23 protein-coding genes are annotated in these 24940 nt (G+C 65.5%); 12 read left to right on the top strand and 11 right to left on the bottom strand.

Annotated features, from left to right (window positions below):
• Window positions 1–245: 245 nt before the first annotated feature.
• The 5 genes from MKAN_RS09445 to MKAN_RS09425 all read right to left on the bottom strand — a co-directional run bounded on the left by MKAN_RS09445 (window position 246) and on the right by MKAN_RS09425 (window position 5271).
• Complete coding sequence (locus tag MKAN_RS09445) at window positions 246–677, bottom strand: DUF4189 domain-containing protein (RefSeq protein WP_036393754.1); 432 nt, start codon at window positions 675–677, stop codon at window positions 246–248.
• A gap of 279 nt (window positions 678–956) precedes the next feature.
• The gene (locus MKAN_RS09440; protein WP_023367633.1) at window positions 957–2510 is read right to left on the bottom strand and encodes a phospholipase C; all 1554 of its coding nucleotides are present in this window, start codon (window positions 2508–2510) and stop codon (window positions 957–959) included.
• A 157-nt stretch (window positions 2511–2667) separates the two neighbouring features.
• A complete protein-coding gene (locus MKAN_RS09435; protein ID WP_023367631.1) occupies window positions 2668–3669 on the bottom strand; it encodes an NAD-dependent epimerase/dehydratase family protein in 1002 nt (333 codons plus the stop codon).
• A 7-nt stretch (window positions 3670–3676) separates the two neighbouring features.
• Window positions 3677–4774 (bottom strand): NAD-dependent epimerase/dehydratase family protein, encoded by a 1098-nt coding sequence (locus MKAN_RS09430; protein WP_023367629.1) that lies wholly within the window; start codon window positions 4772–4774, stop codon window positions 3677–3679.
• Window positions 4771–5271, bottom strand: a complete 501-nt coding sequence (locus MKAN_RS09425) for a nuclear transport factor 2 family protein (RefSeq protein ID WP_023367627.1) — start codon at window positions 5269–5271, stop codon at window positions 4771–4773. Before MKAN_RS09425 ends, MKAN_RS09430 begins: the two co-directional genes overlap by 4 nt.
• Before the next feature lie 100 nt (window positions 5272–5371).
• Here MKAN_RS09425 and MKAN_RS09420 point away from each other — a divergent pair, with 100 nt between their 5' ends.
• Both MKAN_RS09420 and MKAN_RS09415 read left to right on the top strand, forming a co-directional pair.
• Complete coding sequence (locus MKAN_RS09420) at window positions 5372–6370, top strand: acyl-CoA dehydrogenase family protein (RefSeq protein WP_023367625.1); 999 nt, start codon at window positions 5372–5374, stop codon at window positions 6368–6370.
• A complete protein-coding gene (locus MKAN_RS09415) occupies window positions 6354–7529 on the top strand; it encodes an acyl-CoA dehydrogenase family protein (protein WP_023367623.1) in 1176 nt (391 codons plus the stop codon). The genes MKAN_RS09420 and MKAN_RS09415 overlap by 17 nt, the downstream gene beginning before the upstream one ends.
• Window positions 7530–7646: 117 nt before the next feature.
• On the opposite strand, the gene MKAN_RS09410 is transcribed toward MKAN_RS09415, so the two are convergent.
• The 3 genes from MKAN_RS09410 to MKAN_RS09400 all read right to left on the bottom strand — a co-directional run bounded on the left by MKAN_RS09410 (window position 7647) and on the right by MKAN_RS09400 (window position 9934).
• Window positions 7647–8903, bottom strand: a complete 1257-nt coding sequence (locus MKAN_RS09410) for a cytochrome P450 (protein ID WP_371686083.1) — start codon at window positions 8901–8903, stop codon at window positions 7647–7649.
• A 113-nt stretch (window positions 8904–9016) separates the two neighbouring features.
• Window positions 9017–9214 (bottom strand): ferredoxin, encoded by a 198-nt coding sequence (locus MKAN_RS09405; RefSeq protein WP_023367619.1) that lies wholly within the window; start codon window positions 9212–9214, stop codon window positions 9017–9019.
• A gap of 18 nt (window positions 9215–9232) precedes the next feature.
• Complete coding sequence (locus MKAN_RS09400) at window positions 9233–9934, bottom strand: SDR family NAD(P)-dependent oxidoreductase (protein WP_023367617.1); 702 nt, start codon at window positions 9932–9934, stop codon at window positions 9233–9235.
• Window positions 9935–10196: 262 nt separating this feature from the next.
• Between MKAN_RS09400 and MKAN_RS09395 the strand changes: the two genes are divergently transcribed.
• The 10 genes from MKAN_RS09395 (at window position 10197) to MKAN_RS09350 (ending at window position 22868) form a co-directional block, all read left to right on the top strand.
• Window positions 10197–11732: an aldehyde dehydrogenase family protein gene (locus tag MKAN_RS09395; RefSeq protein ID WP_023367615.1), complete on the top strand. Its 1536-nt coding sequence runs from the start codon at window positions 10197–10199 to the stop codon at window positions 11730–11732.
• The gene (locus MKAN_RS09390) at window positions 11729–12934 is read left to right on the top strand and encodes a CaiB/BaiF CoA transferase family protein (protein WP_023367613.1); all 1206 of its coding nucleotides are present in this window, start codon (window positions 11729–11731) and stop codon (window positions 12932–12934) included. The genes MKAN_RS09395 and MKAN_RS09390 overlap by 4 nt, the downstream gene beginning before the upstream one ends.
• 335 nt (window positions 12935–13269) lie before the next feature.
• The gene (locus MKAN_RS09385; protein ID WP_023367611.1) at window positions 13270–14076 is read left to right on the top strand and encodes an MlaE family ABC transporter permease; all 807 of its coding nucleotides are present in this window, start codon (window positions 13270–13272) and stop codon (window positions 14074–14076) included.
• A 27-nt stretch (window positions 14077–14103) separates the two neighbouring features.
• On the top strand, window positions 14104–14949 hold the full coding sequence (locus MKAN_RS09380) for an ABC transporter permease (protein WP_023367609.1): 846 nt from the start codon (window positions 14104–14106) through the stop codon (window positions 14947–14949).
• A gap of 12 nt (window positions 14950–14961) precedes the next feature.
• Window positions 14962–16239 (top strand): MCE family protein, encoded by a 1278-nt coding sequence (locus MKAN_RS09375; RefSeq protein ID WP_080674051.1) that lies wholly within the window; start codon window positions 14962–14964, stop codon window positions 16237–16239.
• Entirely contained in the window at window positions 16236–17276 is a 1041-nt protein-coding gene (locus MKAN_RS09370) for an MCE family protein (RefSeq protein ID WP_036393748.1), read from the top strand. The genes MKAN_RS09375 and MKAN_RS09370 overlap by 4 nt, the downstream gene beginning before the upstream one ends.
• The gene (locus tag MKAN_RS09365; protein WP_023367602.1) at window positions 17273–18394 is read left to right on the top strand and encodes an MCE family protein; all 1122 of its coding nucleotides are present in this window, start codon (window positions 17273–17275) and stop codon (window positions 18392–18394) included. Before MKAN_RS09370 ends, MKAN_RS09365 begins: the two co-directional genes overlap by 4 nt.
• A complete protein-coding gene (locus MKAN_RS09360; protein WP_023367600.1) occupies window positions 18394–19803 on the top strand; it encodes an MCE family protein in 1410 nt (469 codons plus the stop codon). The genes MKAN_RS09365 and MKAN_RS09360 overlap by 1 nt, the downstream gene beginning before the upstream one ends.
• A 23-nt stretch (window positions 19804–19826) precedes the next feature.
• Window positions 19827–21164, top strand: a complete 1338-nt coding sequence (locus MKAN_RS09355) for an MCE family protein (protein ID WP_036393945.1) — start codon at window positions 19827–19829, stop codon at window positions 21162–21164.
• Window positions 21165–22868, top strand: coding sequence for an MCE family protein (locus tag MKAN_RS09350; protein ID WP_023367596.1), 1704 nt, complete (start codon window positions 21165–21167; stop codon window positions 22866–22868).
• 11 nt (window positions 22869–22879) lie between these two features.
• Here MKAN_RS09350 and MKAN_RS09345 read toward each other — a convergent pair whose 3' ends face one another.
• The 3 genes from MKAN_RS09345 to MKAN_RS09335 form a co-directional block, all read right to left on the bottom strand.
• Window positions 22880–23395 (bottom strand): Rv2253/PknI dimerization domain-containing protein, encoded by a 516-nt coding sequence (locus MKAN_RS09345; protein WP_023367594.1) that lies wholly within the window; start codon window positions 23393–23395, stop codon window positions 22880–22882.
• A 95-nt stretch (window positions 23396–23490) separates the two neighbouring features.
• Window positions 23491–24081 carry a hypothetical protein gene (locus tag MKAN_RS09340; protein ID WP_023367592.1) on the bottom strand — a complete coding sequence of 197 codons (591 nt, stop codon included), beginning with the start codon at window positions 24079–24081 and terminating at the stop codon, window positions 23491–23493.
• Window positions 24078–24851, bottom strand: coding sequence for a hypothetical protein (locus MKAN_RS09335; RefSeq protein WP_036393941.1), 774 nt, complete (start codon window positions 24849–24851; stop codon window positions 24078–24080). The genes MKAN_RS09340 and MKAN_RS09335 overlap by 4 nt, the downstream gene beginning before the upstream one ends.
• Between the last annotated feature and the right edge of the window lie 89 nt (window positions 24852–24940).

Below are 24940 nucleotides of genomic sequence, written 5' to 3'. Positions count from 1 at the left end.
GGCCAGGGCATCTGATAGACAACCTAACATTTCCGTCGGTCGCCGATCAACGCCTTTCCGGTAAGCATTTCGATTAATCATCTGCCCTGCTACGCGGTGTTGTTGCCGGCCCTACTGCCAGTATTGTTCTTCAATACGGATAATATCATTCTCTCATTGCATGAGAGGCGCTCCGAGCGGGATCCGAAATACCGGGATGGACTTCGGTGTGCGGATCCCGGGGCAGCCACCGCGATCGGCAACGGCTAGTTGCACGCCCAGTCGACGATCCGCCCGCCACCTAGGTTGGCCATGGCGTGTGCTTCCGCCGCGCTGCGGTTGTACCCGTAACCGCCGTGGTACTTCGCGCCGTCGTGGGCGACCGCGCCGCATCGGGTGAAGACGCTGACCACTGTGCACGTGTCGATCCCGCACAGCTCCAGGGCGCGGTGCTTGGCCTGCGCCTTGGACAGGTGCCGCCATGCCTTGCCATTCGACCCGTCGTGACCGTAGGCGATGGCGCCGTAGTAAACCGGGAAGGGCGGCATATTGGACACATGGGTCATCTCGCCCCGGTGGATATGCGCGCCTGCCGGATGGATCTGCGTGACGGTCATGGCGGCCGCAACCGCCAAGCCCGACACTGCCACTACGGCTCGGCGGCGAAGCTTTCCGGTGCTTCCTTCGGCTCTAGTCACCTGGGCTCACCTCCACCACAACCTCACTGTTCTCGATGCCCCGATGGATGAGGGCGCCGACGCTATATGAAATGTGAAATTTACTTGGAAGAAACATTCGTCACCTACACTACCGGGGCGTTGGCCGGTATTGGTTGCGTGAATCGGGCTTCATAGGCAATTCATGACGTGGGTTGGCCGTCTCGCGGGCCGGCAATCTCGAACATCGGGACGTCACATCCTCAGGCGTGCTATGTATCGAAACCGCTTTGGCCGCAGCCGTATCGCCGATGCCGGCATTCAGCACAGGCCGCTGGGAATGCCTCTGGTGGGCGTCGTTTCCTGGCTGGGCATCGCCTGCGGGTAGGGCACCCGGTAGGGCGGGTTCAAGCGATAGGTGCCTGTTAACGCGCCGATGCCGAGGCCGCACTGAGCCAGTTCCGGCAGCACCCGTCGGGATTGGTTCAACTTGGGTGGCGACGGGTTGGGTGGGACGGCGAAGTTGAAGGCCGACGTCATGTCGCCGGTCACGCTTCGGCGCCATGCGGTGAGGTTGGGCACCGGCACGCCGAACCGTTTCTCTATCAATCGGAGTTGGGAGGTGTGATCGAACACGTCGTGGGCCATCAGCCCGCCGCGGCTGAACGGTGAGATAACCAGGCAGGGAACGCGAAAGCCCAAGCCGATCGGTCCGCGGATGCCGCCGGACCCGGCCACGCCGTCGATGTCGGGCACCGTCAGGTATTCGCCCGCGGTGCCCGGCGGCGCCGTCGGCGGCACGACGTGGTCGAAGAAGCCGCCGTTTTCGTCGTAGCTGACGATCAGCGCGGTCTTTTCCCACACCGCCGGATTGGACAGCAGAATCCGCAGCGTGTCCGCCATCGCGACGGCGCCGCCCGCGTCCGGCATCGCCGGGTGTTCGGACACGAGAATATTCGGAACCAGCCAGGAGACCTGCGGCAGCCTGTTGGCTCTGACATCGGCGGCGAAGTCCCAGGGATAGCGGGGGGCGACGCCGAATCGAGCCAGATCCGACCGCGGGTCTGCGGCCTGTTTGAACCACCGCACGATCTCGCCGTAACCGACGTAGGCGTTGACGGCGGGCCCTAATGACTTGTCGCTGTACACCTTCCAACTGACGCCGGCATCGCTGAGGTTCTGCGGCATGATGCGCCAGTTGAACGCCCCGATCGGCGCGGTGGAGGAGGTCTCCACCAATGGCCCCCCGTTGGTACCGGCGGGGTCGATCCAGGCACTGAGCCAATACAGCCGGTTGGGAGAGGTCGGACCCAATACCGAACAGAAGTAGTGATCGCAAACAGTGAAGGTGTCGGCCAGCAGGTAATGAATCGGGATGTCTCGACGGGTGTGGTAGCCCATTGTCGCCGGGGTGTTGGCGGCCGAACGGGTCCGCGCTTGCGCCGGCAGCCAGTTGTCGTTCGCGCCGCCGTTCCACGACTGATGGATTGCGATCCAATCATGGTCGGGATCGTTGATGCACGCGCCGTTGAGAAAGGGTGCTCTGGTGGTGTCGAAACGGAACGGGAGGGTGATGCCGGAGGGATCCAGCGACTGGGTCCGCGGGTCCCAGCCCTTTTGCTGGAACAGCGGCGAGGCGGTATCGAATCCGTCGATATCGGAAAGTGTTCCGAAGTAGTGATCGAAGGATCTGTTTTCTTGCATTAACAGCACGATGTGCTCGATGTCGGTCAGCTGACCTGAGCACGGCCCGGCGCCGTAGGCCTTTTCGATCACCGGCCCGACTAACGACATGAGAGAGGCGGCAGTGGTAGCAGCGGCGGCTTTAGCCAAAAACTCGCGGCGCGTCATCGTGTCAACCGGGTTATTGCCCATCACCGCGGGTCCTTCCGCACAGTTGGGCGAACTGTATCTTTGCGGCGGCGATCTGCCCTGACACCTCGGCGGGCGTGTCGTGGCGAATGCGCTGGGGCGCTTAGACGCAAATCCGCCGGGGCGCGAATAGCCGGCGTGCCGCCAACTGGATTACTGCCTAATCGGCTGAGTGCGCGACGAAAAACCGGGCGGCCTTGCGGATGGAATCTTCCACCGGTTCCGGTGTCCAGCCCAGTTCGCGTTCGGCTTTGCTGTGATCCAGCGGCGACATCAGTTCCGCCATGCGCGCGCCGACGTAGGCGAAGAGCAGGTCGCGACGCAGCAGGCGGGCGGCCAGATCGTTGAGGCGCGCCGCGGCACGCATGACGGGCATCGGGATCGGAATGCGCGGGGGGCGTATGCCCACCGCGCGGGCCGCGATTTCGTGGATTTCCCGGGTGCTCAGGTAACGATCGGAAATGATGTAGCGCTCGCCGACGCGGCCCCGGTCGGCCGCCAGAAGCATGGCGCGGGCGGCGTCTTCGATACCGACCACCTCGGCGGAGAAGCCGAGATAAAACGGGAACCGCCCGGTGGCGACGCGCGCGATGAGCGAACCATGAGGGGTCGGGGCCCAGTCGCCGGGCCCGTAAGTGGTCGAGATACACATCGCGACCGCCGGCAACCCCTTCTCGCGCACGTACTGCATGACCAGGTTCTCCCCGGCCACCCGGGATTCGATGTAGGCGCCGCCGTCGTTCCAGTTGTGCGGATCGTCCTCGGTGACGGGCCGCTGGTCGTTGATTGCCAATGTGCCGGTGCTGCTGGTGAATACAAACTTGCGCAACTGTGCGTCGAGGGCCGCGTCGAGCACATGCCGCAGGCCTTCGACATTGGTGCGGAACAGCGGAGTGGGGTCGCGCAGCCACATCCGGGCGTCCACGACGCAGTAGTAGACGACGTCGCAGCCGGCCATGGCTTCCCGCAGCGCGGCGTCGTCGAAGATGTCGCCGTAACAGCGTTCGACTTTCCGGGTCTGCAACAGGTCGTCGATGCCCTTGGTGACACTGGTGCGCCGCACCATGACCCGCACGTCCTGCCCTGCAGCGACGAGTTGGCGGGTGACGTGTGAGCCTAGGAAACCGCTGGCCCCGATGACTAGTTTGGTGGTTCCGGCCATCGCCGCCTCAGAAGGTGGTGGGTGCCAGCGCGTCACGGCCGTATTTCGTGCCGATCAGCGCCCACGGGTCGGCGTACGGACCTCGGTGCTCGAGTCGCCGTTGCACGTCCAGAAGCGCGCGGATCGCCGGACGGATCACGGGGCCAAGCGCTTTCAACACGGTGCGGCGTCGTCCCATCTCAGCGGCAATCCACGCCAGCGTGTCGGACCAGTCGTGTTCCTGATAGCCGAGCAGGGCCTGGGATCCGCTGGTGTCGAACCACCCGGTGAAACACCACCCGCGGTCGTCCTCGGGATTGCCGGGCAAGCCGGCCGTCGGTCCGAGTCGGCCGATGCCGACCGCCGCCATGACGTCGTCCTGCAGGTCGCTCATCAGGTGCACATAGGTGTCGTTGCCGGCAATCACCAGCACCTTGCCGTCGACGGCTTCGCGGCGGTCCACGGCGTTGGCGAAGGCCAGCGCGGCATCACGGGCATCCACGGCGTGCATGCGGTTGTCCGTCGGGGTGGCTCGTACCAGCAGTAGGTAGTCGGCGTCGAGATTGGCCGAGCCGTCCGGAGAGATGACTCCGCCCAGCCGCAATATGGCGTAGGGCAGGCCGCTTTGTGTGAGGGCGGCCTCGGCGAGGACCTTGTCCTGGCCGTACTGGTCGATCGGGTTGACCGGGGTGGCGGCAGTGATGCGCTCGGGTTGCCGGTGCGGGTTGCGGGATCCGTACACAGCGGCACTGGAGGCGAACACGAACAGCGGCGGGTCGCTGCGGGACTGCGCTGCCCTCAGCAGGTTTCGGGTGCCCTCGACATTGACCTTGCGGGCCAGCCGGGGATCGCGGTAGGAGGGCGGGGACACGATTGCCGCCAGATGCACGATCGCGGTTGGCCGGTGGCGGGCCACCCCGGCGGCGACCGCACCGGCATCGGTGAGGTCAGTGAATTCCGGTACCAGCGTTGGGAAGTGGCCGGCCAGTGCCGCCGCGGCAGCCGCTGTCCGGTCGTTGCGCACATCCACGGCGACCACGGTGTGGCCGCGGCGCAGCAGGATTTCCGTGCAGCGCTTGCCGATCTGGCCATACGCGCCGGTGACGAGAACGGTCTGGCGGTTCACCGGCCGAGCCGCCGCGCCAGCAAGGCCGCCGTGTCCCGCAGCCGAGGCGAAATACGCACGGAGAAAATGGGATTGAAGATATCCTCACGCAGCCGGGTCAGCGTCGAGGACTTGATCAGCCAACTGCCGTCGAGCTTCTCGTAGGTTTCGTGGTAGTGACCGCGCCCGTTGAGATTGACGCCCGGGCCCAACCGCACCACGTCCTCGAGCGCCCAGATCCCGGTCGCGGTCGTCGGCGACGTCAGCGTGATTTCGGGGGCGTGCACCTGATGCACCGTGGGTTGCGACGGCTTGCCCAGGGCGTGGCGCACGTAGGACACGAACTCGTCGGCGCCCCGGATCACCCTCCCGCCCGACTGCGAGGTGTCGCTGACGAAGTCGTCGGTGAACAGCCGCCGCCAGTCATCCCAGCGCTTGGTGTCCAGGTATCGGCAGTATCGGGCCTTGAGTTGCTTGATCGCCTCCATCTCCCACAGTGTCGTGGCGGTGTCGGACATCGTCGCTCCCTAATGCACCTCATAGCCCGATTGCGAGATTACTGCTTCCATATCAGAGAATGCTATTCTCGCATGATAGCGACGACAGGAGGCGGCCCGAATGCTGTTGGAGTTCGATGCCGATCAGCGCTTGTGGCAGGACACCGTGCGCGATGTCGTGGCCAAGCAGTGCCCGCCGTCGCTGGTGCGCGCCGTGGCCGAAGACGGCGTCGACACCGGTCCGCTGTGGAAGGCGTATGTGGATCTCGGCTGGACGGAACTCAACGATCCGGCCGGCGCGGTGGAGCTGGCGATCGTGCTGGAGGAGTTGGGGCATGCCACCGACCCCACCCCGTTCCTGGCGACGATGAGCCAGTTCGCGCCGCTGGCCACGGCTCATTTCGATCCGCACCAGTCGGGTACCGCCGTGTACAGCGGGGTGACGGCGCGCCGGGACGCCGACGGATGGGTGCTCGACGGTACCGCACGCCACGTTCTCGACGGCGATCGCGCCGACCAATTGGCGGTGGTCACCGACGCCGGGGTGTTTATCGTGGCCGCCCATCAGGTCTCGGCCCGTCGCGAATCCGTGTTCGACCCGGTGCTGCATGTCGCCGACCTGTCCTTCGATCGGATTCGGGTGCCCGAGGGTGTCCGGGTAACCGTCGACCGGGAACGTGCGCGCCACGTTGCGTTGACCGGCATGGCCATCACGATGGTCGGCGCGTGTCAGCGCATCCTGGATCTCGTGCTCGACCATGTCCGCAGCCGGCATCAGTTCGGGGTTCCGATCGGGTCGTTCCAGGCCGTGCAGCACAAGGCGGCCGACATGCACGTCGCGGTGCAACGGGCCCGGGCGCTGGCCTACTTCGCCGCGCTGACCATCGCCGCCGACGACCCGCGGCGGCGGCTGGCCGCCGCCATGGCCAAGGCCAGCGCCGGGGAGTGCCAGTCGCTGGTGTTCCGGCACGGCTTACAGCTGCACGGCGCAATGGGATTCACCTGGGAGAACGACCTGCAATTCGCGCTCAAGCGGGCCAAGGCCGGCGAGCTCATGCTCGGCGGTGCGGCGGAGCATCGGGCTCAGATCGCGCAGGAGTATCGTGCAGCTGACTTTTGATCCCGACGTCGAGGCGTTCCGGGCGGAGTTCGCGGCCTTCCTCGACGAAAACCTGCCTGCGGCAAGCGAAACGGGCGAACGACCGCGGTCGGTCTCGCACATGCCGGCTTGGGCGCGCCGTTGGCAGCGGTTGCTGTTCGACAACGGCTGGCTGCTGCCGGGCCAGCCGCCGGAGTTCGGCGGGCGCAACGCTACGGTGGTGCAGCAGTTCGTGCACCTCGAGGAACTGTGCCGGCGACGGATCTATCACAGTTTCAACCCGCAGGGTGTGAATATCGTTGCCGCGTCTCTGTTGTCGTTCGGCACGGACGAGCAGAAGCACCGGTGGGCGGTGCCGATCCTGCGGGCCGAGATCACCGCTTCGCTGGGGATGAGTGAGCCCAGCGCCGGATCCGACCTGGCGTCGCTGCGCACCCGGGCGGTTCTGGACGGAGATCGCTTCGTCGTCAACGGCCAGAAGGTGTGGACCTCCGGCGCCCACGATGCCGACGTGTTGCTGACGTTCGTACGCACCGACCCGGATGCGCCAAAACACAAGGGCATCAGTGCATTACTCATCCCGACCGACACCGCGGGTGTGGTGCGCCGGCCGTTCCCGTCCATCTGCTCGGCCGACGACCTGGATTTCAACGAGGTGTTCTTCACCGATGTGTCGGTGCCGGCGGAAAACCTGGTGGGTCCGCTCAACCAGGGCTGGCGCGTTGCCAATGGCTCCCTCGGGCACGAGCGCACCATGATGTGGCTGGGTTTCGCCGATCGGCTGGACAATCTGCTGGCCGACTTTCGTCCCGCCACGCAACTCGAACGCGACCGCTACGCCACCATGGTGATGGACAAACAGGCCCTGCGCCTGTTGGGTTCGGTCGCGCTGGCCCGCGCCGCCCGCGGCGAGGACGACACCGCCGCCATCTCGGTGCTCAAGCTGCTGGGATCGGAGGCGGAGCTGCAGGCTTGTGAGCATGCCCTCTCGGCCGCGGCATCTGACGGACTCGTTCACCCGGCGCTGACCGGACCCTATGCGCCGATGAACCTCGATCACTACTTCGCGAGCTGGTTCGAGCGTTACGCCCGCAGCTTTTCCGGAACCATCGCCGGGGGCACGTCGGAAATACAGCGCAACATCATTGCCCAACGAGTGCTGGGCTTACCCCGGGGCTGAATTCTCTCGCCGAGCTGAGGGCACCTGGCGCTTGCCGAGCAGACACACAATCGCATGAATTCTGGCGCTGCGATGCGATTCTGTGTCTGCTCGCCGGGGTGCCGAGGTGGTCCAGGCTCACCAAATGACGGCAGCCTCTTTGCGTTCGGTGACGGGCCTGGCGAGTTCCTGCTCGTCGCAAATGCGTTGCAGCTTGTCAAGGGTTTCGTCAAGGCCCGCGCCGACCTTGTGGCCGGGTGTGAAGGTGGCCGGTAGCTTGCGCATACCCTGGATGACCCCGATGGTCTCGTAGTGGACGGTGCCCGCAGGGTCGCAACGGTAGTCCGGCATCCGGTCGAGGACCGCGGTCAGCATGGACTTGAAAACGGTGCGCGCCACGTTGGATCCGATGCAGCGGTGCACACCGATCCCGAAGCTGAAGTGCCGGTTACCTTTACGATCAAGGATGACCTTGTCCGGGTCGGGGAACACCGCGGGGTCGCGGTTGGCCATCGCCCACGAAATCCACAGCCGCTCGCCCTCTTTGAAATGCAGCCCGTCCAGTTCGACGTCGTCGGCGAAAGTCCGGCCATCCCCGGGAGCGGGGGTGAAGTAGCGCAGAAATTCCTCGGTCGCCGAGTCGAGCAGGGTTTCGCGTTGCCTGCTGAGCAGCTCGCGCTGTTCGGGGTTTTCCGAAAGCCATTCCAGTGCGTGGGCGGTCAGGGCCGTTGTGGTGTCAAAGCCACCACCGATGAGCAGCCCGAGATTGCCCAGTATTTCCAGCTCGGGCGCGGGCTTGCCGTCGATGCGCATCTCGAGCAGGGCGTTGACCACCCCGGGTCGCGGATTGTCGCGAATCTCGACCATGTTGTTGACCAGGTCGAGCCCCATCTGCCGGTGCATCTCGGTAACCCGCTGGATGTCCGGCGAGTGCTCCGGGGTATACACCGCGGCGTGGGTCGGCTCGCTGTACATCTTCCAGTTCTGCAGCGGAATACCCATGAGCGCCAAGGTCAGAACCGCGGGCACGACGTTAGCCAGATCGTCGACGAAGTCGATGCTGCCGTGCTCGATCCTCTCGTCGAGGCAGGCGCGCGTGATGTCGTCGACGAACGGCACCCAGCGCTTGACGGCGGCCGGCGACAGATACGGGTTGAGCACATTGCGGTAGCTGCGGTGCTCGGGGTCGTCCATCTCCAGGATGCCGCCGCGCACGCCGTTGATCCGGCTGGCCGTCGGAATCGAAATGCCCTTGTAGCCACGGCGTTCGTTGCTGACATCGTGATCGTTGGACACCGCGGGACAGCGGGCGAGCTCGAACACTTCGTGGCTGCCGGCGGCGACCCAGTGCCCGCCGTAGGTGTCGCTCCACGCCATCGGGCACCGCGCGTGCATCTCCTCGGTGATCGCCTTGAACCGTGACCGGTACTCCGCGGAGTGCCGGTCGAAGTGGTACCGGTGATTCTCGCGGTCACTGACGCTCAACCCGCTGTCTCCCTTTACCCGTCTTACCCGTCGGTGATGACGATGGCCTGCTCCGGGCACGATTGCGCGGCTTCACGCACCCGGTCCTGCTGGTCGGCCGGTACCACTTCGCTGACCGCCGACGAGGTGCCGTCGATGTCGCTGAGCCGGAAGGAGTCCGGGGCGATCATGGCGCACAGGGTGTGGCCCTGACAGCGTTCGGGGTCAACCCAGACCTTCACGACGCCTTCCTTCCCGGCTCAGGTGTTCCGGCCGCCGTTGACGCCCAGAATCTGGCCCGTGATGTAGCCGGCTTCCTCGGACACCAGAAAGGCGCAGGCCGCGGCGATGTCTTCGGGCCTACCCATCCGCCGCACCGGAGTGCGGGCGATGTTCTCTTCGATGTCGCCGAGAAACCCTTGCTCCGCGGCCTTGCGCAGCATCGGAGTATCGATGAACCCGGGCGGTATGGCGTTGACGGTGATGCCGCTGGGCCCGTACTCGAGCGCCAGTGTTTTCGTGAGGCCGTTGACCGCGGATTTGGCCGCGACGTAGTGCGCCATGTAGGGGGTGCCGGAATGTGTGCTCGACGACGATATGTTGACGATCCGTCCCCACCCGGCCTCGACCATGTCGGGCAGCACCGCCTGAATGGTGTGGAAGACGCCGTTGAGGTTGACGTCGATCACCCGCTGCCAGTCCTCGAAGGTGATGTTGGCGAACCGCTTGAACCCGTCCAGGCCCGCAGCGTTGACCAAGATCGTGACCGGTCCCAGTCGGTCGCGGATCGCCGATAGGGCGGCATCGACCTGCGGGCGGTCCGTCACGTCGGCGGTGTAGGCGAGCTCGGCATCGCTGGGCTTGAGGTCGACGGTGGCCACATCGATACCGTCGGATCGCAGCCGATGGGCGACCGCCAGCCCGATGCCCGACGCGCCGCCGGTGACGACGGCGGTCTTCATGCCCACGACCTCTCAATCATAAAGAATCTCCCTTACAATTATGAGAACCTTACTCTCGCCCTGGAGCGACCCGCAAGCCCGTGCCGAAACTGCGTCCTGCCTGCGCCTAACGCCGTAATCGGGATGCCGCTGAGCGATTGCTTAGCACCACGGCAGGTCGGTCCGATGACGGGGCGTTCTTGAACTCTCAAATGGCGAATGTAAGATTCGCAAAGGATGAGAATGAAATTACCGTGACCGTCAGCACACCGAGGGGGCCGCAATGCCGACGCAGCAGACGGCGGGAACCATCGCGGAGGCGGGAACAGCCGCCAGCCGAGCCGGCACCCCCGCATCGGTCGACCGGCGACTGTTGATCGACGGCCGGCTGGTCACCACCGATACGAGATTTCCCTCCATCAACCCCGCCACGGGCACAGTCCTGGGGTACGCACCCGATGCCGGGACGGCGGAAGCCCGGGCGGCGGTCGCGGCGGCCCGGCGTGCCTTCGACACCACCGCCTGGCCGACCGACGTCGAGTTGCGGACGCGCTGTCTCGACCAACTCCATCAGGCATTGCTCGACCACGCCGAGGAATTGCGGGAGCTCACGATCGCCGAAGTCGGCGCCACCCGCGCCCTGACCCACGGAGCGCAGCTCGACGAGCCGATCGGCATCGTGCGCTATTACGCCGACCTGCTGCGCGGCTATCAGTTCTCCGAAGACCTCGGCGACAAGGAATCGCGGGGGATGCGCCATCACCGCTGGGTGGAGAAGGAAGCCGCCGGGGTGGTCGCGGCGATCATCGCCTACAACTATCCCAACCAGCTCGCGTTGGCCAAGCTGGCCCCGGCCCTGGCCGCCGGCTGCACGGTGGTGCTCAAGGGCGCGCCGGACACCCCGCTGGTCACGCTGGCGCTCGGTGAGGTGATCGCCAACTACACCGATATCCCGCCCGGGGTCGTCAACGTGCTGAGTTCGTCCGATGCCGCCGTCGGAGAGCTGTTGACCACCAGTCCCGACGTCGACGTGGTCACCTTCACCGGGTCAACGGCGGTCGGCCGGCGGATCATGGCGGCGGCCAGTGGGACCGTCAAACGGGTGTTCCTGGAGTTGGGCGGCAAGTCCGCGGTGATCATGCTCGACGACGCCGACTTCGCCGGCGCGGCGATGTTCGCGGCGTTCAGCATGGTCACCCACGCCGGCCAGGGCTGCGCACTCACGTCGCGGCTATTAGTGCCCCGACAGCACCACGACGAGATCGTCGAACTCATCGCGCAGAACTTCGCCAAGGTGCGGCACGGCGACCCGGCCGAGCCGAAAACATACATGGGTCCGCTGATCAACGAACGCCAGCGGGACAAGGTCGACGGCATGGTGCAACGGGCCGTCGCGGCCGGGGCGACGCTGGTCACCGGCGGCAAGCGACTGGATCCCGGCTATTTCTATGCTCCTACCCTGCTCACCAACGTGGACCCGGACAGCGAGATAGCCCAGGAGGAGGTGTTCGGTCCGGTGCTCGTCGTGATCGGATTCGACGACGATGATCACGCCGTCCGGATCGCGAACAACTCGATCTACGGCTTGGCCGGTGCGGTCTTCAGTCGCGACCAGGATCGGGCGTTGGCGGTGGCCCGCCGGATCCGCACCGGATCGTTTTCCATCAACGGCGGCAACTACTTCGGCGCGGACAGCCCGTTCGGCGGCTTCAAGCAGTCCGGGGTCGGCCGCGAGATGGGGGTCGCCGGCCTGGAAGAGTTCTTGGAACGCAAGACTTTTGCCGTTCCGGTCGGACCCGCGCAGGGAGCCCGCGGATGAACCCCCTCGAAGGCATCCGCATCCTGGAAGTCGCCATGTACGGGTTCGTCCCGTCGGCCGGCGCGGTGCTCGCCGAATGGGGAGCCGACGTCGTCAAAGTCGAGCATGCGGTGACCGGCGACCCGCAGCGCGGCCTGCGGCAGACCGGCATGCTGCGGGTGGAGGGCGACCCCAACCCCAACATCGAGCACGCCAACCGCGGCAAACGCAGTATCGGCCTGGACATGTCGGTGCCCGAGGGCAAAGACGTGCTCTACGAGCTGGCCCGCCGCTCCGACGTATTCCTGACCAGCTTCCTGCCCGACGCACGACAGAAGTTCGGCATCGACGTCGACGACATCCGGGCGGTGAACCCGTCGATCATCTACGCCCGCGGCAGCGCGCTCGGCCCGCGCGGCGACGAAGCGACCAAAGGCGGCTACGACATGACCGCCTTCTGGTGCCGGGCCGGAACCGCTGCCACCATCACTCCGATGGGTTATGCGGGGATGATCAATCCGCCCGGGCCCGCCTATGGCGACACCATCTCCGGCACCAACCTCGCCGGCGGCATCGCGGCGGCGTTGCTCAAGCGTGAGCGCACCGGGGAACCGTCCGTGGTCGACGTGTCGCTACTGGGCAGCGGATTCTGGTCGCTGGGCCACACCGTGGCCTTGACACGGCATTTGGGTCAGCGGATGCAAGCACCGCCGCCCGGTGTGCACGGCGCGCCCAACAACCCTCTGGTGGGGCTGTATCCGACGTCCGATGGCCGCTACATCTCGTTCGTGATGATGCAGCCCACCAAGTTCTGGGCCGACGTGTGCCGTCACATCGACCGGCCCGAATTGGCCGACGATCCGCGCTTCGCGACCGTCGAGACCATCTCCGCCAATACCGCGGATGCCGTCGAGATCTTGACCAAAGTGATCGCAACACGCACGCTTGCCGAATGGAGCGAACGCTTTGCGACGCTCGCGGGACCGTGGGCGCCGGTGCAGGACACCCTGCAAGCGGCCGACGACGCGCAGATCCGGGCGAACGAGTATCTGGTGCGCGCTGGCCAACTCGAGCTGGTCGCCAACCCGGTGCAATTCGACGTCACCGCGCCCCATACCGGGCCGGCACCCGGATTCGCCGAGCAGACCGACGAGATCTTGTTGGAACTCGGCCTGGACTGGGATCGCATCATCGAACTCAAAACGGCCGGCGCCGTCACCTGAGACCCGCATGAGACCCGAGCCCGCAATGCCGAATGCCGCCGTTGTCGAAACCCTCGCAGCCGATCGGCCTTGCCGGACACGGTTACCGGTTTCCGGTTACACCTGGGCGCGGCATGAGCCATAATCGCCACAGGCTGCAAGACGTGGGGGCCGGGTCGGGCCGGCATTGCTTGCAAGCGCCAACTCACGCGACGGAACGGAGGACTGGCGTGAGGGCGGTAACCGCTCTTCACGGCGAACCCATGCCCTCTGGGGGCAACCGATGATCGTCGCTGCCCGGGTTATCTTGGCGCGCAGCCACATTGGTCACATGGCCGCCGGAGGGCCGGGGGGCCATGGCCGGTAGGGGGGCGGACCGCTGGTCACCGGGCATCACGTTGGGGCGTGGGTCCAAACCCATGCAGGCGGTCGGGGGGCTATTCGCGATGTCGGCGGACGCCATCAAGTTCGTGTTCCGGCGGCCCTTCCAGTGGCGGGAGTTCCTGGAGCAGTCGTGGTTCGTCGCGCGCGTCTCGATGGCGCCGACGTTGCTGGTGGCCATCCCATTCACCGTCCTGGTCAGCTTCACGCTCAACATCCTGCTGCGGGAACTGGGCGCGGCCGATTTGTCCGGTGCGGGGGCCGCTTTCGGTGCGGTCACCCAAGTCGGTCCGCTGGTGACCGTGTTGATCGTCGCCGGCGCGGGCGCGACGGCGATGTGCGCAGACCTTGGTTCGCGAACGATCCGTGAGGAAATCGACGCGATGGAGGTACTGGGTATCAACCCCGTGCAGCGCCTGGTGACCCCCCGCATGCTGGCCTCGGGCTTGGTCGCGCTGTTGTTGAACAGTCTCGTCGTCATCATCGGCATCTTGGGCGGCTATGTCTTTTCGGTGTTCGTCCAAGACGTCAACCCCGGCGCGTTCGCCGCGGGCATCACCTTGTTGACCGGGGTGCCCGAGGTGATCATTTCCTGTGTCAAGGCAGCGCTTTTCGGCCTGATCGCCGGTCTGGTCGCATGCTACCGGGGGCTGACGGTATCCGGCGGGGGAGCCAAGGCCGTCGGAAACGCCGTCAACGAAACCGTGGTGTACGCGTTCATGTCGTTGTTCGTCGTGAACGTGGTTGTCACCGCTATCGGCATCCGCATGTCAGCCAAATAAACGCAAGGGGAGGCCTAGGGACACGCTGTGACACTGCGAGCAGCCTATCCGCGACTGACGCGACAACTCCAGAAGCCGGTCGGCACGTTGAGCCGCATCGGCGATCACACGTTGTTCTACGGCAAGGCGCTGGCTGGCGCTCCGTTCGCGGCCACCCACTACCGGCGGGAAATCGTTCGTCTTGTCGCCGAAATCAGCATGGGTGCAGGAACTTTGGCAATGATCGGCGGGACCCTGGTGATCGTCGGCTTCTTGACGCTGGCCGCGGGAGGCACGCTGGCGGTCCAGGGCTACAGCTCGCTGGGCAACATCGGCATCGAAGCGTTGACCGGATTCCTGGCCGCTTTCATCAATGTTCGCATCTCGGCGCCCGTGGTGGCGGGAATCGGGCTGGCCGCCACTTTCGGCGCGGGCGTGACCGCACAGCTGGGCGCGATGCGGATCAACGAAGAGATCGATGCGCTGGAATCGATGGCGATCCGCCCGATTTCATATCTGGTCAGCACCAGGATTGTCGCCGGGATGCTCGCGATCACCCCGCTGTATTCCATCGCCGTGATCCTGTCCTTCCTCGCCAGCCAATTTGTCACCGTGGTCCTGTTCGGCCAATCGGGTGGCCTCTATCAGCACTACTTCACGACGTTCCTGAATCCGATCGACCTGTTGTGGTCGTTTCTGCAGGCGGTGCTGATGGCACTGACCATCTTGTTGATCCATACCTATTTCGGTTATTTCGCCTCGGGCGGACCGGCCGGTGTCGGGGTTGCGACCGGTAACGCGGTGCGCACCTCGCTGGTCGTGGTCGTCTCGGTGACATTGCTGGTGTCGCTGTCCATTTACGGCTCCAACGGCAACTTCCACTTGTCGGGCTAGGGGAAAACGACAGTGACGAAGAACCTCGGGCCGGGCCCCCTTCACCGTTCGGAAACCGCTAGCGCCGCAAGACCTATCGCGGCATCACCCGGCCGGCACTTCGGCGTGCGGTCCTACGTCCGCCCCTTGGCGGGTTTGGCAACCGTCGTCGTGGTGGCCGGTATCGCCGCCGTCGCGGTGGGTTTGTTCCAGGGCTCTTTCACCGACAGCGTGCCGGTGACCGTGGTTTCGCCGCGAGCCGGCCTGGTGATGAACCCCGACGCCAAGGTGAAGATGCGCGGGGTAGAGGTGGGCAAGGTCGCCTCGATCGAATCCCGGCCGGACGGCAAAGCGGTGCTGCACCTGGCCATGCAACCGTCGCAGCTACATCTCATTCCGTCCAACGTTCTTGTCGACATCGCGTCGACGACCGTCTTCGGCGCGAAATTCGTCGAGCTGGTGCCGCCCGATAATCCGTCGTCGCAGCCGCTGCGCGCCGGTGACGTGCTCGAAGGCCAGCACGTCACCGTCGAAATCAACACGGTATTCCAGCAACTCACCTCGCTTCTGAACTCCATCGATCCCGCCAAACTGAACGAGACCCTCGGCGCCATCGCGTCGGCGGTGAACGGCCGTGGCCACGAGATCGGCCGGATGCTCTCTGATCTCGATCACTTCCTGGCCACCCAGGACCCGAGCCTTCCCGCGCTTCGCCACGACCTCGAGACGCTGCCCGCGGTCAGCAACGCCTATGCCGACGCCTCGCAAGACCTGGTCACCACGGCCGACAACGCCATCCGGATCAGCAAGACGATTGTCGACGAGCAACGAAACCTGGACGCCTTCTTGATCAGTTCGATCGGTCTGGCCGATATGGGCAACGACGTGATAGGCGGCAACCGGCAAGCGCTCACCGATGTCCTGCATCTGCTGGTGCCGACCACCAATTTGACCAACGAATACCACCAAGCGCTGTATTGCGGTCTGGCCGGGTCGTTGGTGAATCTGCACGCGCCGCCGCTGCCCACCCCCGGCGTGTTGGTGTTGGTCGGTTTCGAGTGGGGGGCCGAACGATATCGCTACCCGGTCAACTTGCCGAAGGTGGCCGCGACCGGTGGCCCGCAGTGCTGGGACCTTCCGGTGGTGCCCTTTGACGTGGCTCCGCCGTTCGTGGTCGCCGACGTGGGCGCCAACCCCTGGCAGTACGGAAACCCGCACCTGCTGCTGAATTCGGATGCCCTCAAACAGCTGTTGTACGGGCCACTCGACGGGCCGCCGCGCAACACGATGCAGATCGGGCAGCCCGGATGAGCAGCTCACGCCCGATGATCATCAAGTTCGGCATCTTCGCCGTGATCATGACGGTGCTCACGGTGTTCTTGTTCTTCATTTTCGGCCAGTACCGCACCGGTTCGACGAATGGTTATTCCGCTGTCTTCAACAATGTCTCGCGACTCAAGGCCGGACAGACGGTACGCGTGGCTGGCATCCGGGTGGGCACCGTCAACAGCGTCACGCTGCTGCCCGACAAAAGGGTGCGGGTGAAGTTCGACGCCGATCGCAGCGTCGTGCTCACCACCGGCACCCGGGCCGTCGTCCGCTACCTCAACCTGGTCGGTGACCGCTATCTCGAACTCGTCGACGGTCCCGGGTCCACCAAGGTGCTGCCTGCCGGGGGCGAGATCCCCCTCGACCGGACGGCGCCCGCGCTCGACCTCGATCTGCTGCTGGGTGGCCTGAAACCGGTTATCCAGGGCCTGAATCCGCAAGACGTCAACGCGCTCACGGCGTCGCTGGTACAGGTGTTCCAGGGCGAGGGCGGCACCCTGCAGTCGTTGCTGTCGAAAACGTCATCGTTCTCGAATACGTTGGCCGACAACAACGAAACCGTCCAGCAATTGATCGACAACCTCAACACGGTGGTCGCCACGCTGGACAAGGACGGCGACAAGTTCTCCACCGCATTGGATCGGCTGCAGCGGCTCGTCAGCGCGTTTTCCGACGACCGGAATACGATCGGCACCGCGATCGACGCCCTGGACCAGGGAACCGCGTCGATCGCGGATCTGCTCACCCGGGCCCGGCCGCCGCTGGCCGGCACGGTGGATCAGCTCAACCGGCTGGCGCCGCTGCTTGACCAGGACAAGGACAAGATCGACGTTTCGTTGGCGAAGCTGCCCAACAACTACCGCAAGCTGGTGCGGCTGGGCTCCTACGGTGCCTGGATTCCGTACTACCTCTGCGAGCTGAGCCTTCGCGTCTCCGACCTGCAGTACCGGACCGTGGTATCGCCCATATACCGCCAAGAAGGCGGGCGGTGCGCGGAGCCCGATGAAGGAGACCGATGAACAAGTACCGCGGCGCCGGTCTCGTTCGGGCCGGATTCATCGGCACCGTGCTGGTGATCATGGTCATTGCGGTCGGACTGTCGCCCGAGCAACTGATCCAATGGGCCACCGCCGTCAGATACCAGGCGGTGTTCTCCGAAGCCGGTGGCCTGGCCCAGGGCAACGACGTGACGATATCGGGCATGAAGGTCGGCTCGGTCTCGGATGTGGCCTTGCACAACGGCGATGCCCTGGTGACGTTCAACATCAAGGGCTCGGTGCTCCTCGGGTCGGACACCACCGCACACATCAGGACCGGTTCGCTGCTGGGTCAGCGGGTGCTCACACTGGAATCGGCGGGTAGCGGCAAGCTGCATCCCATGGATGTGATACCGATTTCACGCACATCCTCGCCGTACTCGTTGAGCGAAGCCCTCAGCGATCTCACGACCGACGTCGCCGGCACCAATACCGATACGCTCAACCAGTCGCTGGACACGCTCTCGACAACGCTTGACCAGATCGCCCCGCAATTGGGTCCGGCCTTCGACGGGGTGACCCGGCTGTCGCAAACCCTCAACAGCCGCAACAAATCACTGCGCGACCTCTTACAGGGCGCCGCCGATGTCACCAAGATCCTTTCGCAACGCAGCGCGCAGGTGAACACGCTGATCCTCGACGCCAACACCCTGCTGTCCGTCCTGGTGGCCCGTCGGCAAGAGATAGTGCAACTGCTGGCCAACACCTCCGCGGTGGCCAAACAGCTGTCCGGCTTGGTGCACGACAACGAAAGCAAATTGGCGCCGACGTTGACCAGGCTGAATTCGGTGATCGCGATGCTGGAGAAGAACCGCGACAATCTCTCGCAGGCGCTGCCGGGCCTGGCCAAGTATCAGCTCACCCAGGGCGAGGCCATCTCCAACGGGTTCTACTACACCGCGTTCGTCCCGAACTTCTTGGTAATGGAGATCTTTCAGCCGTTCTTCGACTATTTCTTCGGCTTCCGAGCCTACGGAGCGCCCGGTCAGCCACCGGATACCGCCGGTCCGCGGGCATTGATCCCGTTCCCCTCCAACGCGATTCCACCGTGCCCCGACTGCCGGGTGCCCGGACTTCCGCCCTTCCCCGGAGGGTCGTGATGATCACCCGCACCGTGCTTCGGGCCGGCCTGGCGATCACGCTGGTAGCGCTGGTGGTCGTCGGCGCCGCAGTGGCCGTTCGCAATACGTTCTTCCGACCGAAGACGATCACCGCCTACTTCACCAAGACCACCGCGATCTACCCGGGCGACGACGTGCGGGTGTCGGGTATCAAGGTCGGCACCATCACCGCCATCCATCCGGAGGGGACCACGGCCAAGATGGTCATGCACGTCGATCACGACGTCCCCATTCCGGCGGATGCCAAGGCGGTGATCGTCGCACAAAATCTGGTCGCGGCTCGCTATGTCCAACTCACCCCGGCCTACCGGTCCAGCGGTCCCACCATGCCCGACGGCGCCGTGATACCGGTCGACCGGACCGCGATACCCGTCGAGTGGGACGAGGTCAAAGACCAATTAATGCGGCTGGCAACGGAATTGGGGCCCAACAGCAAAGTCTCGACGCCCTCGGTGGCGCGGTTCATCGACAGCGCCGCCACCGCGCTGGGCGGCAACGGCGCGAAGCTCAGGCAGACCCTGGCCGAACTGTCCGGCGTGGGAAGGGTTTTGGCCGACGGCAGCGGCAACATCGTCGACATCATCAAGAATCTGCAGACTTTCGTCAAGGTCCTTCGCGACAGCAACCAACAACTGGTGGTGTTCAACAACCAGCTGGCCACGCTGACCAGCGTGCTCGACGACAATAAATCCGACTTGGACGCCGCGCTCACCGATTTGGCCGGCGCCGTCGGTGAGGTGCAACGGTTCATCGCGCAAACCCGTGACCCGACCTCGGAGCAGATTGCGCGATTGGCCGACCTGACCCAGATCCTGGTCGACAACAAGATGGCTCTCAAGAACATCCTGCATGTCACGCCGAACGCACTCGCCAACGCCTACAACGACTACGAACCCGACATGGGGGCAATCCGCGGCGCGTTCACGATCAACAACACGGCCAACTCGGTGAACCTCTACTGTTCGCAACTCGGGGCCATCGAGAACGTCACCGCGGTCGAATCCGGCAAGCTGTGCGGGCTGTATCTGAGTCCGGCACTGCGAGTGTTCAACCCGCTGTTGCTCTTCAACTGGAACTATCTTCCAATTCCGATCAACCCGATCCTGGCGTCGTCAGCGGACCCGCAAAACATCGTCTACACCGAGCCGCGGCTGGCGCCAGGCGGTGAGGGCCCCAAGCCCGGACCGCCCGAGCTGCCACCGGCGGTGTCGGCGTATACCGGACTGCCCGGCGATACGCCGGACTATCCGCCGCCGCCGGGGCCACCGGCACGGATACCGGGTGCCGCAATGCCCGAGCCGCCGGCACCCACCCGCCCGGGTGAGTCACCGCCGCCGTCGCCGGCGCCGATACCCGGCCTGCTCCCAGCCGAAGGGACGCAGCCGTGACCGCCCGGGTGTTGGCCCGCCGGATGCTGGTCCTCGGTGCGGCCGTCATGCTGAGTGTGACCGGATGCGCATTCAATGGCCTGAACTCGCTGCCGCTGCCCGGTGCGGTGGGACGTGGCGCGGGCGCCGACATCTATCACGTCGAGATCGCCAATGTCGGTACCATGGAGTCGAATTCGCCGGTGATGGTCAACGACGTCGTGGTGGGCAGCATCGGCAGGATGCGCGTGACGGGCTGGCACGCCGACGTCGAGATCTCGGTGAAGCACGGTGTTGTGATACCCGCCAACGTGATTGCCAGTGTCGGTCAGACGAGTCTGCTGGGATCCATGCACCTGGAGCTCAATCCGCCGCCCGGAAAACAGGGCGAAGGGAAGTTGCAACCGGCGGCCGAATGCGCCCGGCTCCACCTCGCCCAGCCGCCCTGCGCCACCGTCCCGCTGGACAAGTCGTCGACGTACCCGTCGACGGAACAGACGTTGTCGTCGTTGTCGGTTGTGATCAACTCGGGCGGCTTCACCCAAATCGGCGACATCGTGCACAATTTCAACGCGGCCTTGTCCGGCCGGGCAGCCGATGTTCGCGACCTGATCGATCGCCTCGACCGTTTCGTGGGAACACTCGACCAACAGCGTGGCAACATCGTCGCGTCGATCCAGGCGCTGAACCGGCTTGCCGGCACGTTTGCCAGCCAGCGCGACATCATCACCCAGGCGCTCTACAAGGTGCCGCCCGCCCTGGACGTTCTGATCCGCGAGCGGCCGCGCATCACGGCCGCGTTGGACAGACTCAGGGTGTTCAGCGACACCGCCACCAGGCTGGTCAACGATGCGGGCAGCGATCTGGTCACGAATCTGAAAAACCTTGAGCCGACCATCAGTGCGCTCGCCGACGTCGGGCCGGAGCTCGACGCCGCCCTCGCCTACGCGCCGACGTACCCGTTCACCCAGAACCTCATCGACCGAGCTATCCGAGGTGACTTCGTCAACGGGTTTTTCGTTCTCGACCTTACGAACGCCCGGCTGCGCAAGGGGCTGTTGCTGGGCACCCACTGGGGACGGTTGGGCGCGGAGTTGGTTCCGGCGCCCGGGGACCCGTCGTACCTGCAGTACCAGTACACGCCCGACCCGCGGAATCCATCCGCTCCTGGGCCGGTGGCGCCGCCGGTCGGTGCGCCGTTGACGCCGACGGCGGCGCCGGGGCCCGCGACACCGGTACCGCTGCCGTTGCCGCCGCCGGGCGTGCCGCCGCCGGTGCCGCCACCACCGCGGCCACAGTTGGGCCCGGCGACGCCCGAATTCGGTCCGCAGGTGCCGGGCACGCCGCCGACCGCCACGCAGCCAGCGGATGCGGGCTCGTAAATGCTGACCCGGTTCGTGCGTATCCAGCTGGCGATCTTCACGATCGTGGGCATCGTCGGTGTGGTCGTGATGGTACTGATGTACATCCAGGCGCCGACGCTGCTCGGAATCGGGCGGATAACGGTCACCCTGGAGGTGCCCGCGGCCGGCGGCCTCTACCGCTTCAGCAACGTGACCTACCGCGGGGTGCAGGTCGGCAAGGTGACCGCGGTGGGGCTGACGTCGCACTGCAGCGACCCCAAACGCAGTCCGTGCACGAATGCGACGCTGTCGCTTGGCTCTTCGCCGAAAATCCCGGCGGACCTGCAAGCCGACGTGCGCAGCATCTCAGCGGTCGGTGAACAGTACGTGGATCTGCGGCCGCGCACCAACTCGCCGCCGTACCTGCACAACGGCTCGGTGATCCCGATGAGCCAGGCCTCCGTTCCGCAGCCGATCGGGCCGGTGCTCGATCAGACCAGTGCGTTGATCGACAGCATCCCCAAGGACAAGCTCGTCGCGTTGCTCGACGAGGCATTCAAGGGTTTCAACGGGGCGGGCTACGATTTCGGATCGTTGTTCGACTCGGCGGCAAAGGTTTCCGGTGACCTCAACGGTGTCGCCGACCGGGCCCGAACCCTCACCGAGGACACCGGGCCGGTTCTGGACTCGCAAGCGCAAACCACCGACGCGATCCGCCTGTGGGCGCGCAGCCTTGCCGGCGTCACCGGCCAATTGGTGACCAACGACCCGCAGGTCCGCACCCTACTGGAGCAAGGCCCCGGCGCATTTGACGAGGCGTCTCGACTGCTCGAGCAGATCAAGCCGACCCTGCCGGTGCTACTGGCCAACCTGACCACGGTCGGCCAGATCGCGGTGACCTACCACGCGTCGCTCGAGCAGGTACTGGTGTTGCTGCCGCCGTTCGTTGCCGCGATTCAATCGTTCGTCGGCACCAAGAACCCGACGGGCTACGCCCAGGGCGACTTCGCGGCTCTGGTCGACGATCCGCCCGGCTGCACGGTCGGATTCCTACCGCCGAGCCAATGGCGCTCGCCGGCCGACACCACGACGATCGATACCCCGGACGGGCTGTACTGCAAGCTGCCGCAGGACTCACCGATTTCGGTTCGCGGTGCCCGGAACTACCCCTGCATCGAGCACCCGGGCAAGCGCGCGCCGACGGTCGAAATCTGTGACAGTGACCAGCCTTTCGAGCCACTGGCGATGCGCCAGCACGTCTTCGGCACCTATCCGCTGGATCCGAACCTGCTGGCGCAGGGCATCCCGCCCGATGACCGGGTCAACTTCTACCGGGACCGGATTTTCGGGCCGGTTGAGGGCACCCCGCTGCCACCGGGATCGCCCGGGCCGCGGGGAACGCCGCCGGGACCGCCGAGTTCGCCGGTGCCGCTGGGGCAACCGCCGATCCCGCCGGGATCGTCGGTACCGCCACCGGCCAACTTGCAACCGCCGGTGCCGGTGGACCTTGCGCCCGTCGCGCCGATGGATGTTCCGGACGGCGCCCCCCCGGCCCCGGTTGGCGGGCCGCAAGCCGCACCAAGCGCCTTCGGCCGCAACGGTTCTCGAGTAAACCCGGGTTTGAGCGTGGCGCAGTACGACCCCCGCACCGGTCGCTACGTCGGTCCGGACGGTCAGCTGTATCGGCAGTCAGATCTGGTCAAGGCGCCCAAGACCTGGGAGGACATGCTCTTGGCGGCGTGAGCGGCGACCGGTCAGATCTTGTCGAGCCGGAACGGCATCATGACGACGAGCCACTTGTTGACACCGCATGCGCCGCTGGGCCCGACCGTCTGGTCTTTGCCCGCGAGTGTCGGCGACCCGGTCTGGATGGTGCCGTCCGGCCCTGCCGGATAGAAGGTGAATGTCTGCACTCCGGTGAACGAGGTGCCGTCGGGGCATGTTTCCCAGTTGGGCACTTCGTGTTTGACGGTCCACATCACTCCGTCATGCATGTAGAGCGGTGCGCTCCAACCCTGGTCGCTGGTCACCCGACCGGTGCAGTCCTGGGCGGTGGCACAACTGGACGATACGGTCCAGGTGCTGCTGACGGTCGGTTCGTCATGAAACGATTGATTCGTCTTGGCCCATTCACCGACGGACGTGGCGCGGTAGGTTCCGTTGATGGCGGGGCCGTCGGTGGAGGCCCGGGCCGGCGGCGCTGTGCTCGAGGCGCCAATCATCGTGGCAGCCACCGTTATTGCGCTTGCGACAGTGCCCATTGACCGCATCACGTGCTCCTCGACGCGCTGGCGTCACTTCCCACTGAGACAGTAACACCGGCGCCGCCGGGTGGGCGAGGGCTTTGCCGCGGAGCGCGCGTTCGTCACAGCGAGTCGAGCTTGGCGATGAGCCAGGATCCGTTGACCTTGCGCAGCGTCACCCGCACGCTACTGGTGGTTTTCACCGGTTCGGGTTGGTCCTTGCTGGTGGTCTTCAGACTGATGAACACAAGTACGACAGCTGAATCCGGGCGCAACTCCGCCGCGGCGGCTCGAATGACGCGGGCGCTGGTTGTGATTTGGCCCCGCTGTGCCGCGGGCGCCACGATCTGCTCGGTGAACCGTTCGTAGTAGGCCTGGTAGTCGTCGGTGAGACGCCATCTCGCATTGTCGAAATCGCGGCTCAGGCTGTCGGGCGAATACGACAGGAGTGCGACCGTGCCTTCGGAGGCCGCTCTGATCGCATCGCGTGCCGCCGCGTCGTCGGTCTGTTGATCCGGACGGTAACCGAAGTAGAAGAATCCGGCAGCGAAGCCCGTCGTGGCAATGACCAACAGCCCTAACAGAATTGGACGCCACCGCGTCAGGCACCGGCGGATCCGGCGGCGTGCCACCCTGAATCGGCGGCGCGGCGCCGCGGTGTCCTCCGGCAAAGCGGTCGGGTCGTCGAGTTGGGGACCGTCGTCGACTGTCACGGCAGCGCTTCGACCTTCGCCACTTTGAGCTGTCCGCCGTCGCGTTGCAAGGTCATCACGATCCGCCACGACCGCGGCGCCAGTGTTTCTTTACCGGAATTGGGGCCTGGATTGGCCTCTGGATTGGCGACCTCGGCCCTGGCCGCGACCAGGACCACGGCGGAATCGTCGGTCATCGACTGGACAGCGACGCCTTGCACGGTCGCCTTGGTGCTGACTCTGGACTGCTCGACCGACTGGACCAAGTCGTCGGCAGCGATCAGCATCCCGCCTTTGAACGCGCCGGTGGTGCTGTCGATGATGCGCTGTACATCTTCTCTGGCCTTGGTGGCATCAATCGACATCAGGGTGATCGCGCCCTGCCGCGCCGCGGCCGCGAACTCGGCGGCGCGCTGCTGTTGGTGCGCCACGGTGCGGTGGTGCCACACCAGATAGCCGCTCGCGCCGAGCGATCCGCAGCCGACCACTGCTGCGGCCATCGCAGCCAGGCCGGTGCGTCCCGGGCGACGAAGCCACCGAGGCCGCAACCGGAGTCGGCGGCGGGCGGCGGCGGCCCGGTCGTCGGTGGTTGTGCTCTCGGTCTTCGCGTCATCGGACGTGCCGGCGGACTGCGGATCGCCGGCCAGCGCGGCGGCCTGGTGACTCAGCTGTCTCGCGTGTTCGCGGGCCGCGCGGGCCCGGGCTTCTGCCACGGCGACGGCTTGCTCTGCTTGGGTGAGCGAAAGACCGTCGGCGTCAAGGTCCTCAGAAAGAGGCTCTCGCGACGGCATTGTCACCTCCTGGCCACGCTCTCAGCGAGAGCAACATTATCGATCACTCACCGAACGGGCCCGCCCTCGAATACGTTGATTCGTGTCCT

The sequence above is a fragment of the Mycobacterium kansasii ATCC 12478 genome (assembly GCF_000157895.3).
GTDB classification, from domain to species: Bacteria; Actinomycetota; Actinomycetes; order Mycobacteriales; family Mycobacteriaceae; genus Mycobacterium; species Mycobacterium kansasii.
This window is presented reverse-complemented; position numbering and strand designations above follow the sequence as displayed.